The following is an 18,851-nucleotide window of genomic DNA, read 5'->3' on the forward strand; positions in this document are numbered from 1 at the left end:
GGTAGAAACTGCGTTGCCGGCCGAGACCTTACCCGAAGCCGCGCCGATTCCCAAACACGATCCGCATCTCTCCCGCCGCGCATGACCCAGCCCGCAGCCGACCCGACCGCCGATTCGAGCGGAGCCACGCGGCCGTCACGCAAGCGCGTGGCGGTGCGGCGCTGGTGGACCGGGCTGCCGGACGCCGCGCAGCGCAGCGCCGCGCTCGATGCGGCGATCGAGCGCCTGCGCGCCGCCGGCGAAGCCGAGCGGCTGGACGCGCTGCGCGGGCTGGTCGCCGCCGTGCGTCCGGCGCGTCCGCAGCAGGGCAACGTCGCGCGCGCGCAGCTGCTGAACCTGACGCAGCGCGTGCGCGAGGCGCCGCCGGCGCGCGCCGCGGTGCGCGACGCGCTGCTGTGGCTGCTCGGAACGCGCCAGCCACTGCGCCTGTTCACCGAATCCGGCGTGCTGCCGCAGGAAGGTCTGTTCGCCGGTCTGTGGCGGCGCCTGACCGACCGCCTGCTGCCGGAGGAATGGCAGCCGAACGAACTCAAGGATTGCCTGCATTACCTGTTCGACCGCGAGACCGATTACCTGTGGGTCGACGCGGTCGACGATGCCGTCTGGGTCGCGCTGCTCGACGCGCTCGACTTTTCCGCCGCCGGTCCCGAGCGGCCGACGATGGCGATGCCGATCCTCGAGGCGCTGCAGGTGGTCTCGTATCGCATCGCCGCGATCGGCCTCGAGCCCGAGCTGGTGCGCAACCACCCGGCGATCGAGCGCTACGAATCGCCGTTCCTGATGCAGAACGTCGAACTGCGCGACTACCTGGAGGAGCGCAAGCGGGCGCTCGCCGAGCAGCGCGCGCCGGCGCTCGACGACCGCCACCTGCTGGTGCTGCTCGAACAGTGCGGCGAGATCGTCGACAAGGTCCGCAAGCAGGCGGCGCAGAGCGGCGCCAGCGTCAGCCTGACGGTGCTGCTGGTGCGGCTGGCGCAGAACCTCGAGCGCCTGCGCCTGCTGCTGCGCCTGCTCGAAGCGCAGCAGGCGCACGATCTCAACGTGCTGCGCGTCGGCTTCTTCAAGGTCCTGGTGTGCGCCGAGAATCAGCGCAACAGCGTCGCGCAGACCTGGCGGCAGATCATCGAGCTGCTCGCCGCGCGCATCACCGAGAACGCCAGCAAGACCGGCGAACACTACGTGACCGCGTCGCGCCGCGAATACTTCGGCATGCTGCGTTCCGCGCTCGGGGCCGGCTTCATCGTGCCCTTCATGGCGATGCTGAAGATCGCGATGGGCGCCGAACCGCACTCGCCGCTGGCGACGGCCGTGCTGTACAGCCTCAACTACGGCCTCGGCTTCGTGCTGATCTACCTGCTGCACTTCACGATCGCGACCAAGCAGCCGGCGATGACGGCCTCGTACCTCGCCGCCAGCATCGCCAGTGCCGAGGGCCGCGACCGTTTCGGGCCGCTGGTCGAGCAGATCGTGCGCACGCTGCGCACGCAGTTCGTCGCGATCTTCGGCAACGTGCTGTTCGCGTTCGCGATCCCGGTCGCGGTGGCGACGGCGATCGAGCTCAACACCGGCCAGCACTTCCTGGCGCCGGAAGAAGCCCGACACCTGCTGCATAGCCAGAATCCGCTGGCGAGCCTGGCCTGGCTGCACGCGGCGATCGCCGGCGTCTGCCTGTTCCTGGCCGGGCTGATCTCCGGCTACTTCGACAACAAGGCGGTCTACAACCGCATTCCGCAGCGCCTGCAGCAGAGCCGCGCGCTGCACCGCTGGCTCGGCGCGGCGCGGCTGGCGCGGCTGGCGGCGTACCTGGAGAACAATCTCGGCGCGCTGGCCGGCAATTTCTTCTTCGGCTGCATGCTCGGTTCGATGGGCACGCTCGGCTTCATCCTCGGCCTGCCCCTCGACATCCGCCACGTGACTTTCTCGTCGTCGTACGTCGGCTATTCGCTGGTCGCGCTCGACTGGTCGGTCGGCTGGAAGTACGGCCTGCTGCTGGCGGTCGGCGTGCTGGGCATCGGCCTGATCAACCTGACCGTCAGCTTCGGTCTGGCGCTGTGGGTCGCACTGCGCGCGCAGCGCGTGCATTTCGACGATCGCCGCGAACTGCTGCGCCGGCTGTGGCGGCGCTTCCGCGCGCGTCCCAGCGAATTCTTCTGGCCGCCGAAGGACGCCGATGCGGCCCGTCCGCCGCACTGAACGGCGCGCGTCCTGACGGGCGCGCGCCGTTCAGTGCGGCGCCGCGTGCAGCCAGAGCAGGCCGAGCATGATCGTGGCCATCGCGGTCGGTGCGTGGCGGCGCAGCGGCGGCAGCGGCAGCCGCTGCACAGCGAACCCGAGCCCGCGCAGCGCCAGCAGCGCCACGCTGGCCACCGACCAGTAGCCGAACGCCGTGACCGGGTCGCGCGCGGCGTTCCACAGCACGAGTGCGGCGGCGTGCAGCAGCAGCGCGGCGAGGCCGCGTTCGAGGCGCGACGACGCGTCGGCGCCGCCGGGCAGGCACACGCCGGCGGCGGTGAGGCCGAGCGCGGCCAGATCGACGGCGCTCATGGCGTCGCTGCGGGCGGTGCGGGGAAGCGGGGGATCGACACGGCGGACCTCGCAGGCAGCGGCGCGCGCTGCAGCCGAAAAGGAGGCTGCCGGCGGCGCAACGGCCGCGAGGTGGCGAAAGCCGGGAGGAGGCCCGGTCGCAAAGATGATAACGATTTTCATCTGCGAGGCAAGCGGGGCGATGCGCTGACCGCCGTGCCGGCACGACGGCGCGCCGACGGCGAATGCCCGGCCGCGGTGCAGTGGCTATGCTCGTCAACAACGGAGGAATGAAGCCATGAGCCTAGCCGCGCAGTTTCTGACGCACAGCGTCGACAACCAGGCCCCACCGCTGGTCGACTACAACGCCTATCTGACCGACCCGGCGCTGCGCGAGGCGGTCGCCCGCGAGGGCGGCGGCTGGGCCGAGGCGCATCTGTCGGCCTATGGCGCCGTCGCCGGCGGCGAGCTGATCGCCCTCGGCTTCGCCGCCAACGAGAACAAGCCCAAGCTCAAGGCTTACGACCGCTACGGCCATCGTATCGACGAAGTCGAGTTCCATCCGTCGTATCACCGCGTGATGCAGCTCGGCATGCAGTACGGCGTGCACGCCTTTGCGTGGCGCAATGCCGACAAGGCCGGTGCGCACGTCGCGCGCGCGGCGATTTCGTATCTGCACAACCAGGCCGAGTCGGGCACCAGCTGTCCGCTGACGATGACGCATGCGGCGGCGCCGGCGCTGCTGCACGAACCGCAGCTGGCGCAGCGCTGGCTGCCGCTGATCCATTCCTACGAATACGATCGGCGCGTGCTGCCGGCGGCCCAGAAGAAGGGCTGCACGATGGGCATGGGCATGACCGAGAAGCAGGGCGGCTCGGATGTGCGCGCCAATACCACGAAGGCCTATCCGCTCGGTGGCGGCGTCTACGAGATCGTCGGCCACAAATGGTTCTTCTCGGCGCCGATGTGCGACGCCTGGCTGGTGCTGGCTTATGTGGAGGCGGGGCTGAGCTGCTTTCTGGTGCCGAAGCTGCGGCCGGACGGCTCGCGCAATCCGATCCGCATCCAGCGCCTCAAGGACAAGCTCGGCGACTGGAGCAACGCGTCGAGCGAAGTGGAATTCCTCGGCGCCTATGCCGAGCGCGTCGGCGAGGAAGGCCGCGGCGTGGCGACGATCCTCGAGATGGTCTCGCTGACGCGGCTCGACTGCATGATCGGTTCGAGCAGCCTGATGCGGCAGGCGCTGGTGCAGGCGGTACATCACGCCCGCTATCGCAAGGCCTTCGGCAAGCGCCTGATCGAACAGCCGCTGATGCAGAACGTGCTCGCCGATCTCGCGCTCGAGACCGAGGCGGCGACGGCGCTGACGATGCGTGTCGCGCGCGCGGTGGACGCCTCGTCGCGCGATGCCGGCGAAGCCGCCTTCGCGCGCATCGCCACCGCGATCGGCAAGTACTGGGTCTGCAAGCGTTGCCCGCCGCTGGTCAACGAGGCGCAGGAATGCCTCGGCGGCGCCGGCTACGTCGAGGAAACCAACCTGCCGCGGCTCTATCGGCAGGCGCCGCTGAACTCGATCTGGGAAGGCAGCGGCAACATCCAGTGCCTCGACGTGCTGCGCGCGCTGACCAAAGAGCCGGAGTCGCGCGAAGCGCTGTTCGCGGAACTGCTCAGCGCGCGTGGCGAGCACGCCGATCTCGATCGCGAGATCCACTGGCTCGGCCAGGCCTTCGACGATCGCGCGACGCTGGAGCTGCGCTCGCGCATGGTCGTCGAGCGCACCGCGCTGGCGCTGCAGGCGGCGATCCTGCTGCGCGCCGGCCTGTCCGACGTGGCGGCGACCTGGTGCAGCAGCCGCCTCGGCGGCGAGCACGGCCTCAACTACGGCACGCTGCCGGCGCAGGCGTCGTTCGGCTCGCTGATCGAGCGCGCGTTCCCGGGCTGATCGTTGCGCCGTCTGCTGTCGCGCGGCGGCACTCGTGCGCTGCGCGATGGTCCGCGCGGCGGAGCGCCGACGCCGGCTGTTAAAGCGGCGGCCCAAAGAAAAACCGCGCAAGAGCGCGGTCATCTGGACGGCGTTGGACGCCGTTGCGGGATTAATGGTCGGGGCGAGAGGATTTGAACCTCCGACCACTTCCACCCCAAGGAAGTGCGCTACCAGGCTGCGCTACGCCCCGACGCGAGGCTTGAAACGGGAAACAGCGGGGCGCGCAGTGTAACGAAGGGCGCTCCGGTTTTGAAGGCGAGCGGGCGCCTTATTCCGGGAACAGCCGCAGCAGCGATTCGAGCTCGTCGCGCAGATTCTTGATCTCCTGCACGCGGGCCGGCATCGCCACCTCGATCGTGCGCGGCTTGCCGACCGCGACGACGGTGGTCGTGGTGCGCACGCCGTCATGGCCGTTGCGCGGCATTTCCTTGAGGCGCTGGCGCGCGCCGCCGATCGTGAAGCCCTGTTCGTAGAGCAGGCTGCGGATACGACGCACCATCTGCACGTCGTCCTGCTGGTAGTAGCGGCGGTTGCCGCGCCGCTTCACCGGCTTGAGCTGCGGGAATTCCTGCTCCCAGTAGCGCAGCACGTGCGGCTTGACGTCGCACAGTTCGCTGACCTCGCCGATCGCGAAGTAGCGCTTGCGCGGGATCTCCGGAAGGGCGGCGAGCGGCTTATCGGCGGGTCGCATCGGCTTCCACTCGCAGGCGCAGCTTCTGTCCGGGGCGGAAGGTGACGACGCGACGCGCGGAGATCGGAATCTCCTCGCCGGTCTTCGGATTGCGGCCCGGGCGCTGGTTCTTCGAGCGCAGCTCGAAGTTGCCGAAGCCGGAGAGTTTGACCTCCTTGCCGGCTTCGAGGCGCTCACGGATTTCTTCGAAGAAAAGATCGACGAATTCCTTTGCCTCGCGCTTGTTCAGCCCGAGATCCTCGAACAGCGCTTCCGCCAGTTCGGCTTTCGTCAATGCCACGAACTTCTTCCCCTTGTTCACTACTGTCGAATCGTGGCCCCCAGATCACGCGCCAAAGCTTGCGTGATCGTAGCGCTCGCCGTATCGATCTCTTGCAAAGTTAGGGTGCGCGAGGCGTCATTGAAAAGCAAGCCCAGCGCAACACTTTTGTCGCCGTCGGCGAGACCCTTGCCGCGGTAAATATCGAAGATTGTCGCCTGCGTCAGGAAGGTGACGCCGGCGCCACGGACAGAGGCAAGAATCCGATCGGCAGCGACCTCTTCCGGCACGACGATCGCGAGGTCGCGGCGCGACGAAGGGAACTCGGACAGCGGTGCGGCCCTGGGCACGCCGACGTCGCGGATCGCTTCCCAGTCGAGCTCATAGACGAGCGGCGCTTCCGGCAGATCGAGGTTCTGCACCAGCTGTGGATGCAGTTCGCCGATCCAGCCGCAGACCCGCTCGCCGCGGCGGATACGCGCCGCGCGACCCGGGTGCAGGGCCGGATGGCTCGCGGCCTCGAAGCGGTATTCGGCGGAGGCGTTGCCGAGCAGGGCGAGCACCTCGGCCTTCACGTCGTAGAAGTCGACCGGGCGTGCGGCGCTGGCCCATTGCTCGGGCAGCGCGCGTCCGGCGGCAAGGCCGGCCAGGCGCGAAGTCTCGACGATTTCGCCGTCGCGCTGCGTGAAGCAGACGCCGGCCTCGAACAGGCGGACGCGATCCTGCTGGCGCGCGCGGTTGTAGAGCCAGGCCGGGATCAGGCCCGCCCACAGCGTCGTGCGCATCACCGACAGGTTGTCGGCGATCGGGTTGTCGAGCGCGATCGCCGTGACGTCCGGATTGAGCGCCTGCTGCAGCGACGGCTCGACGAAGGCCAGCGTCACGACTTCCTGCCAGCCGCGGGCGGCGACCTGCTCCTTGACGCGCTGCAGCGTGCGCTGCGCTTCCGGCGGACGCGACGGCGCGAGCTGGGCGGCGTAGGGCCTGGCCGGGATGCGGTCGTAGCCGTACAGGCGACCGACTTCCTCGATGAGGTCGGCCTCGATACGCAGGTCGTAGCGGTAACTCGGCACGCGCGCGATCCAGGCGTCGCCGACTTCGGCGCGCAGCATGATGTTGAGGCGGCCGAGCAGGGTCTCGATGTCCTTGGCGCCGACCTCATGGCCGAGCACCTGCACGAGGCGCGAGCGGCGCAGGCGGATCGACACGGTTTCCGGCTGGCTGCGGCCGGCGTGCGTGACCGGATGCGTCTCGCCGCCGCAGATCTGCAGCACGAGCTGCGTCGCGCGCTCCAGCGCCTGGCGCTGCAGGCCCGGATCGACGCCGCGCTCGTAGCGGAACGAGGCATCGGAGAACAGCTTGTGGCGACGGCCGGTGCCGGCGACCGCGGCCGGCGCGAAGCAGGCGGACTCGAAGAAGATGCGCGTCGTGCCGCCATGCACCGACGTCGACTGCCCGCCCATGACGCCGGCCAGCGCGATCGGACCGGAGTCGTCGCAGATCAGCAGTTCGCGGTCGCGGCATTCGACGAGCTGCTCGTTGAGCAGGCGGATCTCTTCGCCGCGCTGCGCGCGGCGCACGCGGATGTTGCCCGACAGCTTGTCGGCGTCGAAGGCATGCATCGGCTGGCCGAGCTCGAGCATCACATAGTTGGTGATGTCGACGACCGGGTGGATGCTGCGGATGCCCGAGCGGCGCAGGCGCTCGCGCATCCAGTCCGGGGTACGCGCCTTCGTGTTCAGGCGCGAGATCACGCGGCCGGCGTAGCCCGGGCAGTCGTCGAGGTTCTCGAGCTCGACCTTGAGCTGCTGGTGGCCTTCGACCACGGTCTGCGGCAGATTGGGGCGCTTGACCGGCGCGCCGTACAGCGCCGAAATGTCGCGCGCCAGGCCGAGCACCGACAGGCAGTCGCCGCGGTTCGGCGTGATTTCCAGATTGAGGATCTTGTCGGCGAGCTGCAGGTGCTCGGTGATCGGCATGCCGGGCCGGGCGTCGGCATCGAGCTCGAGCAGGCCCTCGGACTTGTCGGACAGCGCCAGCTCCTTGGCCGAACACAGCATGCCGAAGCTGTCGACCCCGCGCAGCTTGGCCTCGGTGATCGCCAGCCCGCCCGGCAGCACGGCGCCGACCAGCGCGCACGGCACCTTGATGCCGACGCGCGCGTTCGGCGCGCCGCAGACAATCTGCAGCAGCCGGCCCTCGCCGGCGTCGACCTCGCAGACCTGCAGGCGGTCGGCCTGCGGATGGCGCTCGGCCTTGACGATGAGGCCGACGACGACGCCCTCGATCGTTTCGGTCATCGCCGGCTCGATCTCGAGTTCGAGGCCGCCCATCACCAGACGCTCGGCGACCTGCTCGATGGTGGCTGCCGGGTTGACCCATTCGCGCAGCCAGTTTTCGCTCAGTTTCATGATCTCGATCCTGTGTTCTTCGTTGGCGACGGCACTTCAGCGGAACTGCTCGAGGAAGCGCAGATCGTTGTTGAAGAACAGACGCAGGTCGTCGACGCCGTAGCGCAGCATCGCCATGCGTTCCATGCCCATGCCGAACGCGTAGCCCGAATATTTCTCGGAATCGATGCCGACGGCTTCGAGCACCTTCGGATGCACCACGCCGCAGCCGAGCACCTCCAGCCAGCGCCAGCCGCCGTCGGGCAGCGTCCACTTGATGTGCACGTCGGCGCCGGGTTCGACGAACGGGAAGTACGACGGACGGAACAGGGCTTCGACGTCGCGCTCGAAGAAGCGCGACAGGAAGTTCTGGATGTCGTACTTGAGGTCGGCCAGCGATACCTTCTCGGCGACGTAGAGGCCCTCCATCTGATGGAACATCGGGCTGTGCGTGCGATCCGAGTCGACGCGATAGACGCGGCCCGGGCAGATGATGCGGATCGGCGGCTGCCGCTTCTGCATCGTGCGGATCTGCACCGGGCTGGTGTGCGTGCGCAGCAGGCGCGCGCCGTTCAGCACGTAGAAGGTATCCGCCATCGCCCGCGCCGGATGCGCGTCCGGAATGTTGAGCGCGCCGAAATTGTGGAAGTCGTCCTCGATCTCCGGGCCCTCGACCATCTCGAAGCCCATCTCGCCGAAGATTTCGGCGACGCGGTTGATCGTGCGCGTGATCGGATGCAGGCCGCCGCCGGCTTCGCCGCGACCGGGCAGGGTGACGTCGATGCGCTCCGAAGCCAGGCGCGCTTCGAGTTCGGCGCTGGCCAGCGCCAGGCCGCGCGCTTCGAGCGCCGCGGCCAGCGTTTCCTTGGCGCGGTTGACGCGCTCGCCGTAGGCCTTGCGCTCGTCGGGGGCCATGCCGCCGAGTTGCTTGAGCAGCTCGGTGACGCGGCCCTTCTTGCCGAGCAGGTCGACGCGCAGCGCCTCGAGCGCGCGACCTTCGCCGCAGGCGGCGATGTCGGCCTGCGCCTGCTGCACCAGTTCTTCGAGTTGGTCAGTCATGTCCGGGTTCTTGAAAACGAAAAAGGGGAACGGCAGGGCGCCGCTCCCCTTTCGCAACAGCTTTGGTCAACGACAGAAGGCTGTGCTTAGGCGACGCCGAGCTGGGCTTTCGCCTGGGCCACCAGAGTCGCGAACGCCGCCTTGTCGTGAATCGCCATGTCCGCGAGGACCTTGCGATCGAGGGCGACGCCGGCCTTGGCGAGCCCGTTGATAAATCGGCTGTACGACAGGCCGAGTTCCTTGGCCGCCGCGCCGATGCGCACGATCCACAGCGAACGGAATTCGCGCTTCTTGACGCGACGGTCGCGGTAGGCGTACTGGCCCGACTTGATGACCTGCTCCTTGGCGGAGCGGAATTGGCGCGATTTGGCGCCGTAGTAGCCCTTGGCCTTCTTCAGGACTTTCTTGTGCTTGGCGCGGGCGGTAACACCACGTTTGACGCGTGCCATGTGCTATCTCCTCGCTTAAGCGTACGGCAGCATGATGCGGACTTCGCGGACGTCCGACGCGTGAATCTGCGCCTCGCCACGGAGCTGACGGATGCGCTTGCCCGACTTCTTGGTCAGGATGTGGCGCTTGTGCGAGTGAGAGCGCTTGAAGCCGCCCTTACCAGTCTTGGAAAAGCGCTTGGCCGCGCTCTTCACGGTTTTCATCTTCGGCATGACTAACTCCTTTTCTCGAACCACATTGCCGGTTTCACGTCCTTGCCAGGGAGCTGACCGGGCCTTCCCCGACGGGGAAGGACTTTTTCTCGAGTTCGGGCCTGGCTGCGACCCTGTCCCGCTTCATCGGGGATGACTCCCCGCTGATCGTGCGGGCCGGCGTGCCGGCCCGCGTGTTCTCACTTCTTCTTCGTCGACATGACCATCACCGACTGGCGGCCTTCCATCTTCGGATGCTGCTCGACGGCCGCCAGCTCGGCGAGTTCCGTCTTCAGGCGTTCCATGACCTGCATGCCGAGTTCCTGGTGCGCCATCTCGCGGCCGCGGAAGCGGACCACGATCTTCACCTTGTCGCCTTCTTCCAGGAAGCCCTTGATCTGGCGCAGCTTGGTCTGGAAGTCCGCGTCCTCGGTGCCGGGCCGGAACTTGATCTCCTTGATCTGGATCTGCTTCTGCTTCTTCTTCGCAGCGTGCGCGGCCTTGTCCTTCTGATAAAGGTACTTGCCGTAGTCCATGATCTTGCAGACCGGCGGCTCCGCGTTCGGCGAAACCTCGACCAGATCGAGACCGGCTTCCTCGGCCTTGGCGATGGCGTCGCGCGTCAGCATGATGCCGACTTGCTCACCATCATCCGCAATCACGCGGACCCGCGGCGCCGTGATCTGGTGGTTGCGCCGATCTTCACGTTCAAAAGCGATGCGACATCTCCTGATGTATCCGCCCACCGGGGACGGACCGGATACTCGTGCGGTGGACAGGAAATGCCCATCCGGTTCGAGGACAAGGGCGCGCATTCTACGGACCTGCGGTCCTTCTCTCAAGGGCAATCAAGCGCTTCCGCCTTGCCGCTCGTGCTCCCTGATGGCGGCCATCAGCCGGCCGGCGGCCTCAAGCGCGGCGGCCGGCGGGCCGCTAAGAGGGCATGCGGTACGGGTCGGGACGGCATCAGGATGGGTGCCGCCGCAGCCATTTTCGACAAGGATCATCGGGATATCCGGCTCTTGCGCCCCAGAACCCCCTCCTGGCTCGTCACCTTCCTGGTGGCCGTCGTGCTGCCGCTGCTGGCCTGGACGCTGTGCCTGTGGCTGGCGCTCGGGCCGCTCGCCGCGCCGCTGCATGATCTCGATCAGGCCCTGCGGCCGCCGGCGCCGGCCGCGCAACGGGGCGCGCCATAGGCAGTGCGGAGCGGGCGTGCGACGATCGCCGCCTCACTTGCACGTCCGAAATGCCATGAACGATGTCATTGTTTCCGCCCGCCTCCCGGCCTCGTTGCCGCACAACGAAGTGCAGGTGGTCGAGGCCGGCGAGGGCAACTACGTACGTCAGCTGCGGATGGGCTCGCACTTCGCGCTCGCCGACGAGCCGCTCGACGTCGGCGGCCGGGACGCCGGTCCCAATCCGTACGAGTATCTGCTCGCCGCGCTCGGCAGCTGCACCAGCATCACGCTGCGCATGTATGCGGATCTGAAGAAGCTGCCGCTGACGCGCGTCACCGTCCAGCTCAAGCACCGCAAGATCCACGCGCGCGACTGCGCGGAATGCGCCGGGCAGGCGGCGCCGAATGCCAAGATCGACGAGATCGAGCGGCACATCGTGCTCGAGGGGCCGCTCAGCGACGAGCAGCGCCAGCGCCTGCTGGAGATCGCCAACCGCTGCCCGGTCCATCAGACGCTGATGTCGGACATCCGCATCACCACGGCGCTCGTCGCCGAGTTCTAGGCCGGACGCACGGGCAGCAGGCCGCCGACGAGCAGGCCGGCCATGCTGAGCAGATAGCCGAGCGCCACATGGCGCGCCGCGGTGCGGCCGCCGATGCCGGCGACCAGGCCGAGCTTGAAGATCAGGTTGGCGCCGAACGCGGTCAGCACGACGCCGAGCGCGGTTGCCGCGGCGACCTGGCCGCCGCCGAACAGGCGCAGCGTCGACAGGGTGATCGCATCAACGTCGGTCAGTCCGGAGATCGCGGCGACCGCGTAGAGACCGCCGGTGCCGAAGCTGTGATGGGCGGCGGCGGTGACGACCAGGACCAGCGCGAACAGCGCCGCGAAGCCCAGCGCCGCCTTCAGCTCGGCAGGATTGGTCACGCTCATCGCCACCTCTGGCTGTTCGGCCGGCAGGCGCCGCCACAGCCACAGCGGCGCGATCAGGCCGCCGGCGAGTCCGCCGGCGATGACTGGCAGCAGCGACGGCAGGATTGCCGGCGCGGCGATGCCGGCCAGCACGGCGAGCCGCAGCAGCACGGTCTGGTTGGCGAGCAGGATGCCGAGCGCCGCCAGTTCCGGCGGCACGCCGGCGCCGCGCGTCTGGCGCGACAGCGCCAGGGTCGTCGCGGTGCTCGACACCAGGCCGCCGAGCAGACCGGTGATCGCGACCGCGCGGTGATCGTCGAACAGGCGCAGCGCGGCGTAGCCGCACAGGTTCATCGCGCAGATCAGCACCGCGAACTGGCCGACACGCGCCGGATTGACGGCCGCGAACGGCCCGAAGCCGCGATCCGGCAGCAAGGGCAGCGCCACGAAGGCGAGCACCGCGAACTGCAGGAACGACAGCAGCTCCTCGCGCGTCAGGCGGTGCGTGATGCCGTGCAACTCGGTCTTGAAGTAGAGCAGCAGGGTCACGACCACCGCGATGGCGACGGCGATGTAGGTGGCGTGATAGACGAGCATCGCGCCGAGCAGGAAGCACAACACGAAGGCGATGCCGGTCGTCGTGCCGGGGTCGCGGGCGTGCTCGGGATCGCGCAGGTCGGCGGCCAGCCACAGCGCGACGACGCCGAGCAGCGCGACCGGCAGCAGCCACGGCGTTCCGCTCTCGCGCGCCAGCCAGGCCGCGGTGGTGCCGGACAGCGCGATCAGCGCGAAGCTGCGCAGGCCGGCGCTGCCGGCGTCGGCGCGCTCGCGCTCGACGCCGATCAGCAGGCCGATGCCGAGGCTGATCAGGTACGCGCGAAGGATCGCAGGGTCGTCCACGAGCGGGCCTTCTCGGGCGGGACTTCGAGCACCACGCGCACGCAGCCCGGGTCGTCCGGGTGGCGTTCGCGGTGGAAGCCGAGGCTGTGCGAGAGCGCCAGCATCGGCGCGTTCTCCAGCAGCACGTCGCCGTAGATGCGGCGGATGCCGCGCTGCGCGCCGTAGTCGAGGATCGCGCGCATCAGCTGGCGACCGAGACCGAGGCCGGCGAAGTTGTGGTGCACCAGTGCCGCGAACTCGGCTTCGCTGCCGGTCGGATCGGACACCAGCGTCGAGACGCCGGCGAGCTCCCCGGGCCGCGAGTCGGCTTCGGCGACGAAGGTCATCTCGCGGTCGTAATCGATCTGCGACATGCGTGCCGCCATCGTGTGCGTGAACTGGCGGATGTAGCGGAAGAAGCGCAGGCGGATTTCCTCCGGGTCGAGCTCGGAGAGCATGCGGATCAGCGCCGGTTCGTCGGTCGGCCGGATCACGCGCAGCAGCATCTGGCGCTCGCCCTTGAGCGGGGCGACGCGCGCCAGCGCGCTCGGGTACGGCGCCAGCGCCAGGCGGTCGCGCTCGCTCGGCGGTTCGGCTTCGGCGACCAGGCGCGCGTAGCCGATCTCGGCGATGCCGTCGGCCGGCAGCAGGCGCACGTCGGCCTCGAGCAGGCGCGGCTGCTCGACGGCGAGCTGCGACAGGCGCGCGACCGCGGTCGCGTAGTCCGACGCGCGCAGGCCGAGCGGCGCGTTGACGCGCGAGCCGAGGCCGATCTCGCCGAGCATCGTCGTCGCCAGCACGTCGTCGACCGGCGGCAGGGCATAGGTGGTCGGTGCCGCCGCCGACGCCGGGTCGAGGCGGACCTCGATGTAGACCCCCATTTCCGGATGGCGCTTGAGCTTGACGCGCAAGCCGCGGCCGGCCGCTTCGGCCCAGGCGGCCGGCTGCAGGCCGTAGCCGCTCAGCAGCTCGGCGGCATCGGCGGCCGGCAGTACCCAGCTGCCCTTGAGCTTGGCCGGCACCGGCAGCGCCGGCGGCTCGCGGCCGTGCGCGAGCGGGTCGAGCGTCGGCGTCCGCATCAGCAGTTCCTGCGTGCGGCGATGCTCACGGCGGTAGCGCAGCGCGCGCGCCGCGGCCTCGACCGAGGCGAACGCGGCGATGCCGCCTTCGGCGCAGCGGCGCAGCGCCGGCGCGGCGCGGGCCTGGCCGAGGAACACGACGACCAGGCGCTCGCGCAGCCGCGCCGTGACCAGGCGCTGGGCGAAGGCTTCGTCGTCGCGGCCCGGTGCCGGGCTGCGCACGAACATCACCATGTCGACGCCGGGCGCGGCCAGCGTCGCGCGCAACGCGTCGAGGGTCTGTTCGTCGGAGGCGAGGCCGACGTCGAGCCACTGCGCGCCGCTCTGCACTTCAGGCAGAAGCTCGCGCAGCTGGGTCCAGGCGCCGTCGCTCGGTGCTGCCGGCGTCAGGCCTTCGCGCCACAGCGAGGCGCGGGCGAGCTGGCAGATGCCGTTGCCGGTGCCGACCACGGCGATGCGGCCCTGCATCGCTTCGCCGATGCGCGACATCGCGGCGAGCGCGCTGAAGATCGCGGTGATGCGGTCGACCTCGACGAGGCCGGCGCGGCGGAACGCCGCCGACAGTACCGGATCGGTCGGCTGCGCGGCGTCGTCGTGCGCGTCCGGCGTCTGCAGCACGACGACCGGCTTGCTGCGCGCGCAGGCGCGCGCCGCCGACATGAACTTGCGCGGGCTGTGGATGTGCGAGAGCTGCAGGACCACGGCCTGCGTGCTCGGATCGAGCGCGGCGTAGTCGAGCAGGTCGGCGACGTCGACGTCGGCCTCGCCGCCGGTCACCGCGATCCACGAGAAGCCGAGCGCATGGCCGGCCGCCCAGTCGAGCGCGGCGGCGGCGATCGAGCGCGACTGCGCGATCAGCGCCGTCGTGCCGGCGGCCGGCAGGCCCCAGGCCGACAGGCTCAGCGTGCGCGCGTGCGCGGCGCCGGAGCTGCCGGGGCCGAGCACGCGCAGCGTCTCGTCGCGACCGGCGCGCAGGATCGCCTCGGGCACTGGCGTGTCCGGCAGCCAGATCAGCGCGCGGCAGCCCTGCTCGGTCAGGCCGCGCACCAGTGATGGCGTCATCTCGGCGGCGTCGAAGACGATGCCGAGTTCGTAGTTGGTGGCGTCGCGGATCTTGCCCAGCGTGCGCCAGCCGTCGAGCGTGTGCGCGTAGAGCGCGCGATACGCGTCGGGCAGCGCGGTCAGGCGGCGCAGCATTTCCTCGGCCGGCACGTCGGCCGGACGGCCGATGCCGAGCACCGCCTTCGGGCGGAAGAAGGATTCGACGTGGCGGATCGTCATGCGGGCAGCTCGTCTCCGCCGACGAACGGCGTCAGGAACGATTCGACGCTGCGCGCCAGCGCCGTCAGGTCGTAGCCACCCTCCAGCGTCGCCAGCACGCGTCCCTGGGCGGTGACCGCGGCGATGTCGCGGATCAGCGTGCCGAGCCACTGGAAGTCGCCGTACTGCAGGCGCAGGTCGCCGAGCGGGTCGGCGAGGTGCGCGTCGAAGCCGGCGGAGACCAGCAGCATCTGCGGGCGCTGCGCTTCGAGCGCCGGCAGCCAGTGCTCGACGACCTTGGCGCGGAACGCCGGGCCGTCGGTATACGGCTTGAGCGGCACGTCGACGAGGTTCTGCGCGTGCAGCACGCCGCTCCAGTACGGATAGAGCGGATGCTGGTAGGTCGACAGCAGCAGCGCGCGCGGCTCGTCGAGGAAGCAGTCGGCGGTGCCGTTGCCGTAATGCAGGTCGAAGTCGAGCACGGCGACGCGCTCCAGGCCGCGCGACAGCGCGTACTTGGCGGCGACCGCGACATTGTTGAAGTAGCAGAAGCCCATCGCGCGCGTGCGCTCGGCGTGATGGCCGGGCGGCCGCACCGCGCAGAACGCGAGGCTGGTGCGGCCCTCGAGCAGCAGGTCGACGCCGAGCACACCGGCGCCGGCGGCGCGCAGCGCGGCGGCGACGGTGTGTTCGGTGACCGCGGTGTCGCCGTCGATGTCGTGCCGCACCGTGCCGGTGTCGCGCAGCGACAGGATGTGGTGGATGTGGGCGCCGTTGTGGGCGCGCGCGAGATCGTCGTAGCGCGCTTCGGGAGCCTCGTGATGTTGCATGAAGTCGGCGTAGCCGCAGGCGATCATGCGGTCCTCGATCGCCGCCAGCCGCCGCGGCGACTCCGGGTGATCGGGCGCGATCTCGTGGCGCCGGCATTCGGCGTGCGTGATCCAGGCGACGGGCAGCGAAGCGGGCATGGCGGGGGCGAGCGGGCTCTCTGGGGGCGGCGAGTCGCCCCATTCTGCCGGACTCGCGCCGGCCCGGCACTCCGTACTGGCCGCAATTCATGCGCCGTTTGAGGGGCGGCTGAAGCCCCGGGGCCAAGCCTATGCTCGGATCGACCTATCGCCGGAGATGACGATGCCGTCCGCCACGCCGCCGCTGCAGCTCGATCCCTACGATCATCGCTTTCACTGGGACCCGTATCCCACGTACGCGGCGCTGCGCGAACACGATCCGGTGCATTACAACGCCGCGCTCGACCTGTGGTTCCTGACCAAGTGGGACGACGTCTACCAGGCCTTCCGCGATTTCAGGACCTTCATCAACACCGGCGCGACTTCGCTCGAGAAGGGCTCGACCGAGAAGCTGCCGTATCCGATGTTCATCTTCAGCGATCCGCCCGAGCACACGCGCGTGCGCAATCTGTTCATGCCGCTGATGACGCCGGCGGCGGTGCAGACGATGGAGGCGTACATCCGCGCGCAGGCGCGGCGGCTGCTGCAGCGGCACGCGCCGGGCGGCCGCTTCGATTTCGTCGCCGATCTCGGCTGCTATCTGCCGATGGACGTGATCTCGACGCTGACGGCGGTGCCGGTCGAGGATCAGGACCGGGTGCGCGGCTGGGCCGACGACCTGATCGCCCGCGAGGACAAGCAGCACGATCTGTCCGAGCGCAACGTGCAGGGCTTCATCAGCATGGCGACCTATTTCGAGGGCCATCGTGCCAAGCATCGGGCGCTGCCGCCGGGGCAGGATCTGCTCGGCGTGATGCTGCGCGCCGAGCAGGACGGCCGCCTCACGCAGGCGCAGGTGGTCGGCACGCTGATCCTGCTGGCGATCGCCGGCAACGAGACCACGACCAAGCTGATCGGCAACATGGCCTACCGCCTCTGGCAGCATCCCGAGCAGCGCCGGCTGCTGGTCGAGAACCCGGCGCTGATCGCCGGCGCGGTCGAGGAAACGCTGCGTTTCGACGGCTCCTCGCAGATCATCGTGCGCCGCGTCGGCCGGGACGTGACGCTGCGCGGCAAGCCGCTGCGCCAGGGCGACCGCGTCGGCCTGTGCATCATTTCCGCCAATCGCGACGCCGACAAATATCCGAACCCCGACGTCTACGACGTGCGCCGCGGCGCGCGCGATCATCTGGCGTTCGGCCTGGGCATCCATGCCTGTCTCGGCTCGGCGCTCGCGCGCCTGGAAGCGCGCGTGGTGTTCGAGGAAATCCTGAAAGTGATGCCCGACTACGAGATCGACGAGTCGGGCCTGCAGCGCGCGCACAATCCCAACGTTCGCGGCTTCACGCACGTGCCGGCGCGCTTCGCGCCGCGCTGAGCGCTCCGCACCGCAGGCGCCGCGGAACGCCGGGTCCGCTGCGGCCGCCGCGATCGGGGATGGCGGCGGCGTAAGATGGCGGGCAAGCGCCTCGCTCCACGACCCGGGATCCCGCCATGCCGACGTTTCCGTTTCGCGCCATCCTCGCCGCCGCCGGCCTCGCCACGCTGGTCGCCTGCGCGGCAGTGACGCCGTACCAGCCCGCGCGCAAGGGCTATGGATATTCGGCGCAGATGCTCGAGACCAACCGCTACCGCGTGAGCTTCACCGGCAGCTCCGAGACGCCGCGGCAGACCGTCGAGAACTACCTGCTGTACCAGGCAGCGGAAGTCACGCTGAACAGCGGCAACGACTACTTCATCGTCGCCGCCAGCTCGACCAGCGCCAAGCCCGGCAGCGGGCCGAGCTTCAGCGTCGGGGTCGGCGGTTTCGGCTTCGGTTCGCACAGCGGCGTCGGCGTCGGGGTCGGCACCGAGACCGGCGGCAGCCAGAAGGCCGAGTACAGCGCACAGGCCGAGATCCTGACGTTCAAGGGGGCCAAGCCCGCCGACAATCCTCAGGCCTTCGACGCGCGCGAGGTCAAGGCCAATCTTGAAGCGCAGATCGTGCGGCCGGCGACGCCCTGAGACGCCGCTGGCGGGGGCACTCAGCCGCCGAAGTCCGGGACGGCGGCGAAGGCGATCGGCACCTGCGGCGGTTCCGCCCAGGGCTCGGCGCGGGCCTCGGCGAGTATCCACTCGCGGAACGCGGCGACCGAAGGCTCGTCCTGGTTCTCGCGGCTGTAGACCAGGTAGTAGCTGGCGCCGGTCGGCAGGCTCAGCGGGAACGGCGCGACCAGACTGCCTTCGGCGAATTCTCCGACCGCCATGATCGGGATGCCGAGCACCACGCCGAGGCCGTCGGCCGCGGCCTGCATCGCCAGCGTCACGTGATTGAAAGTCGGGCCGCGCCGCGTGTTGACGCCGCGCACGCCGGCGGCCTTCAGCCACGAGGTCCAGTTCGGCCGGCCGACGTCGACCATCGCGATGTCGTTCTCGTAGTGCAGCAGCGTGTGGTGGCGCAGATCGTCCGGCGTGCGCAGCGGATTGGTCCCTTCGAGCAGGCGCGGACTGCACATCGGCAGGGCATACGAGTCGAACAGCTTGTGCACGACGTAGCCCGGATAGTCGCCGTCGCCGAAGCGGATCGCGACGTCGCCGCCCTCGAGCAGATTGGCGCCCTGGTCGAGCTCGCCGCGCGCGCGATCGACCAAGGTCTGTCGCGCCGAGATGCGCAGGTCGAGGTCCGGATTGCGATCGCGGAAGCCGGCCAGCTTGGGAATCAGCCACTTCGAGGCCAGCGCCGGCGGCACGCTCAGCATCAGGCGGCCGGCATGGGCCAGGTGCTGCGCCGCCGCGACCGCGTCGGCCATCTGCGCGAACGCGGCCGTCAGCTTGGGCAGGCAGGCTTCGCCGGCCGGCGTCAGGGCGATGCGGCGCGGCATGCGCTTGAACAGCGCCACGCCCAGGTGTTCCTCGAGCGCCTTGATCTGGTGGCTGATCGCCGCCGGCGTGACGTGCAGCTCCTGCGCCGCCTTGTACACGCTGCAGTGGCGTGCGGCGGCTTCGAAGGCACGAAGCGCATTGAGCGGCGGAAGGCGCATGACGGGCGGCGGATCTCGACAGACAGGCG

General features: G+C 69.5%; 18 protein-coding genes and 1 tRNA gene. 6 read left to right on the forward strand and 13 right to left on the reverse strand.

The genetic code is table 11. The features are described from left to right. Positions 1-81 precede the first annotated feature (81 nt). Positions 82-2,193: a site-specific recombinase gene (locus H149_RS0107220; protein WP_154654682.1), complete on the forward strand. Its 2,112-nt coding sequence runs from the start codon at positions 82-84 to the stop codon at positions 2,191-2,193. Positions 2,194-2,223: 30 nt separating this feature from the next. Here the strand turns inward: H149_RS0107220 and H149_RS0107225 are convergent, their stop codons facing one another. Then, positions 2,224-2,544, reverse strand: coding sequence for a hypothetical protein (locus tag H149_RS0107225; RefSeq protein ID WP_020649077.1), 321 nt, complete (start codon positions 2,542-2,544; stop codon positions 2,224-2,226). A 277-nt stretch (positions 2,545-2,821) separates the two neighbouring features. On the opposite strand from H149_RS0107225, the gene H149_RS0107230 reads away from it, so the two are divergent. Then, on the forward strand, positions 2,822-4,465 hold the full coding sequence (locus H149_RS0107230; RefSeq protein WP_020649078.1) for an isovaleryl-CoA dehydrogenase: 1,644 nt from the start codon (positions 2,822-2,824) through the stop codon (positions 4,463-4,465). Positions 4,466-4,620: 155 nt separating this feature from the next. On the opposite strand, the gene H149_RS0107235 is transcribed toward H149_RS0107230, so the two are convergent. From H149_RS0107235 to infC, 8 genes are all read right to left on the reverse strand, one after another. Continuing rightward, positions 4,621-4,697: transfer RNA gene (locus H149_RS0107235), tRNA-Pro, on the reverse strand. 78 nt (positions 4,698-4,775) lie between these two features. After that, on the reverse strand, positions 4,776-5,198 hold the full coding sequence (locus H149_RS24345) for a MerR family transcriptional regulator (protein ID WP_020649079.1): 423 nt from the start codon (positions 5,196-5,198) through the stop codon (positions 4,776-4,778). Next, on the reverse strand, positions 5,182-5,478 hold the full coding sequence (locus H149_RS0107245; protein WP_026352958.1) for an integration host factor subunit alpha: 297 nt from the start codon (positions 5,476-5,478) through the stop codon (positions 5,182-5,184). Before H149_RS0107245 ends, H149_RS24345 begins: the two co-directional genes overlap by 17 nt. A gap of 20 nt (positions 5,479-5,498) precedes the next feature. Next, positions 5,499-7,868 carry a phenylalanine--tRNA ligase subunit beta gene (gene pheT / locus H149_RS0107250; RefSeq protein ID WP_020649081.1) on the reverse strand — a complete coding sequence of 790 codons (2,370 nt, stop codon included), beginning with the start codon at positions 7,866-7,868 and terminating at the stop codon, positions 5,499-5,501. A 36-nt stretch (positions 7,869-7,904) separates the two neighbouring features. Beyond that, complete coding sequence (locus tag H149_RS0107255; RefSeq protein ID WP_020649082.1) at positions 7,905-8,906, reverse strand: phenylalanine--tRNA ligase subunit alpha; 1,002 nt, start codon at positions 8,904-8,906, stop codon at positions 7,905-7,907. A gap of 86 nt (positions 8,907-8,992) precedes the next feature. Next, positions 8,993-9,355 (reverse strand): 50S ribosomal protein L20, encoded by a 363-nt coding sequence (gene rplT, locus H149_RS0107260; protein WP_020649083.1) that lies wholly within the window; start codon positions 9,353-9,355, stop codon positions 8,993-8,995. A gap of 15 nt (positions 9,356-9,370) precedes the next feature. After that, on the reverse strand, positions 9,371-9,568 hold the full coding sequence (rpmI, locus tag H149_RS0107265) for a 50S ribosomal protein L35 (RefSeq protein ID WP_020649084.1): 198 nt from the start codon (positions 9,566-9,568) through the stop codon (positions 9,371-9,373). 179 nt (positions 9,569-9,747) lie between these two features. Beyond that, entirely contained in the window at positions 9,748-10,281 is a 534-nt protein-coding gene (infC, locus tag H149_RS0107270) for a translation initiation factor IF-3 (RefSeq protein WP_366507659.1), read from the reverse strand. On the opposite strand from infC, the gene H149_RS23995 reads away from it, so the two are divergent. Both H149_RS23995 and H149_RS23795 read left to right on the forward strand, forming a co-directional pair. Then, positions 10,186-10,743 carry a hypothetical protein gene (locus H149_RS23995; protein ID WP_245540483.1) on the forward strand — a complete coding sequence of 186 codons (558 nt, stop codon included), beginning with the start codon at positions 10,186-10,188 and terminating at the stop codon, positions 10,741-10,743. The genes infC and H149_RS23995 overlap by 96 nt on opposite strands. 55 nt (positions 10,744-10,798) lie before the next feature. Continuing rightward, positions 10,799-11,287 carry an OsmC family protein gene (locus tag H149_RS23795; RefSeq protein WP_020649087.1) on the forward strand — a complete coding sequence of 163 codons (489 nt, stop codon included), beginning with the start codon at positions 10,799-10,801 and terminating at the stop codon, positions 11,285-11,287. Here the strand turns inward: H149_RS23795 and H149_RS0107285 are convergent. The 3 genes from H149_RS0107285 to H149_RS0107295 are packed head-to-tail and all read right to left on the reverse strand — an operon-like array spanning position 11,284 to position 15,823. Next, entirely contained in the window at positions 11,284-12,537 is a 1,254-nt protein-coding gene (locus H149_RS0107285) for an MgtC/SapB family protein (protein WP_020649088.1), read from the reverse strand. The two genes, H149_RS23795 and H149_RS0107285, sit on opposite strands and share 4 nt — an antisense overlap. Continuing rightward, entirely contained in the window at positions 12,504-14,876 is a 2,373-nt protein-coding gene (locus H149_RS0107290) for a bifunctional acetate--CoA ligase family protein/GNAT family N-acetyltransferase (protein ID WP_020649089.1), read from the reverse strand. Before H149_RS0107290 ends, H149_RS0107285 begins: the two co-directional genes overlap by 34 nt. After that, a complete protein-coding gene (locus H149_RS0107295; RefSeq protein ID WP_020649090.1) occupies positions 14,873-15,823 on the reverse strand; it encodes a histone deacetylase family protein in 951 nt (316 codons plus the stop codon). Before H149_RS0107295 ends, H149_RS0107290 begins: the two co-directional genes overlap by 4 nt. 163 nt (positions 15,824-15,986) lie before the next feature. On the opposite strand from H149_RS0107295, the gene H149_RS0107300 reads away from it, so the two are divergent. Together H149_RS0107300 and H149_RS0107305 are read left to right on the forward strand one after the other, a co-directional pair. Beyond that, positions 15,987-17,180: a cytochrome P450 gene (locus H149_RS0107300; protein ID WP_026352960.1), complete on the forward strand. Its 1,194-nt coding sequence runs from the start codon at positions 15,987-15,989 to the stop codon at positions 17,178-17,180. 116 nt (positions 17,181-17,296) lie between these two features. Continuing rightward, positions 17,297-17,806, forward strand: a complete 510-nt coding sequence (locus tag H149_RS0107305) for a CC0125/CC1285 family lipoprotein (RefSeq protein WP_020649092.1) — start codon at positions 17,297-17,299, stop codon at positions 17,804-17,806. Positions 17,807-17,826: 20 nt separating this feature from the next. Here H149_RS0107305 and gcvA read toward each other — a convergent pair whose 3' ends face one another. Next, positions 17,827-18,822, reverse strand: a complete 996-nt coding sequence (gcvA, locus tag H149_RS20115) for a transcriptional regulator GcvA (protein ID WP_020649093.1) — start codon at positions 18,820-18,822, stop codon at positions 17,827-17,829. Between the last annotated feature and the right edge of the window lie 29 nt (positions 18,823-18,851).

The sequence above is a fragment of the Solimonas variicoloris DSM 15731 genome (assembly GCF_000382285.1).
GTDB classification, from domain to species: domain Bacteria; phylum Pseudomonadota; class Gammaproteobacteria; order Nevskiales; family Nevskiaceae; genus Solimonas; species Solimonas variicoloris.

Excerpts from the sequence above, each read along its gene's own strand:
- H149_RS0107230 (WP_020649078.1), top strand. The coding sequence starts at position 2,822 with ATGAGCCTAGCCGCGCAGTTTCTGACGCACAGCGTCGACAACCAGGCC.
- gcvA (WP_020649093.1), bottom strand. The coding sequence starts at position 18,822 with ATGCGCCTTCCGCCGCTCAATGCGCTTCGTGCCTTCGAAGCCGCCGCA.
- H149_RS24345 (WP_020649079.1), bottom strand. The coding sequence starts at position 5,198 with ATGCGACCCGCCGATAAGCCGCTCGCCGCCCTTCCGGAGATCCCGCGC.
- H149_RS0107225 (WP_020649077.1), bottom strand. The coding sequence starts at position 2,544 with ATGAGCGCCGTCGATCTGGCCGCGCTCGGCCTCACCGCCGCCGGCGTG.
- pheT (WP_020649081.1), bottom strand. The coding sequence starts at position 7,868 with ATGAAACTGAGCGAAAACTGGCTGCGCGAATGGGTCAACCCGGCAGCC.
- rplT (WP_020649083.1), bottom strand. The coding sequence starts at position 9,355 with ATGGCACGCGTCAAACGTGGTGTTACCGCCCGCGCCAAGCACAAGAAA.
- H149_RS0107295 (WP_020649090.1), bottom strand. The coding sequence starts at position 15,823 with ATGCCCGCTTCGCTGCCCGTCGCCTGGATCACGCACGCCGAATGCCGG.
- rpmI (WP_020649084.1), bottom strand. The coding sequence starts at position 9,568 with ATGCCGAAGATGAAAACCGTGAAGAGCGCGGCCAAGCGCTTTTCCAAG.
- H149_RS0107300 (WP_026352960.1), top strand. The coding sequence starts at position 15,987 with ATGCCGTCCGCCACGCCGCCGCTGCAGCTCGATCCCTACGATCATCGC.
- H149_RS0107220 (WP_154654682.1), top strand. The coding sequence starts at position 82 with ATGACCCAGCCCGCAGCCGACCCGACCGCCGATTCGAGCGGAGCCACG.
- H149_RS0107255 (WP_020649082.1), bottom strand. The coding sequence starts at position 8,906 with ATGACTGACCAACTCGAAGAACTGGTGCAGCAGGCGCAGGCCGACATC.
- H149_RS23795 (WP_020649087.1), top strand. The coding sequence starts at position 10,799 with ATGAACGATGTCATTGTTTCCGCCCGCCTCCCGGCCTCGTTGCCGCAC.
- H149_RS0107290 (WP_020649089.1), bottom strand. The coding sequence starts at position 14,876 with ATGACGATCCGCCACGTCGAATCCTTCTTCCGCCCGAAGGCGGTGCTC.
- H149_RS0107305 (WP_020649092.1), top strand. The coding sequence starts at position 17,297 with ATGCCGACGTTTCCGTTTCGCGCCATCCTCGCCGCCGCCGGCCTCGCC.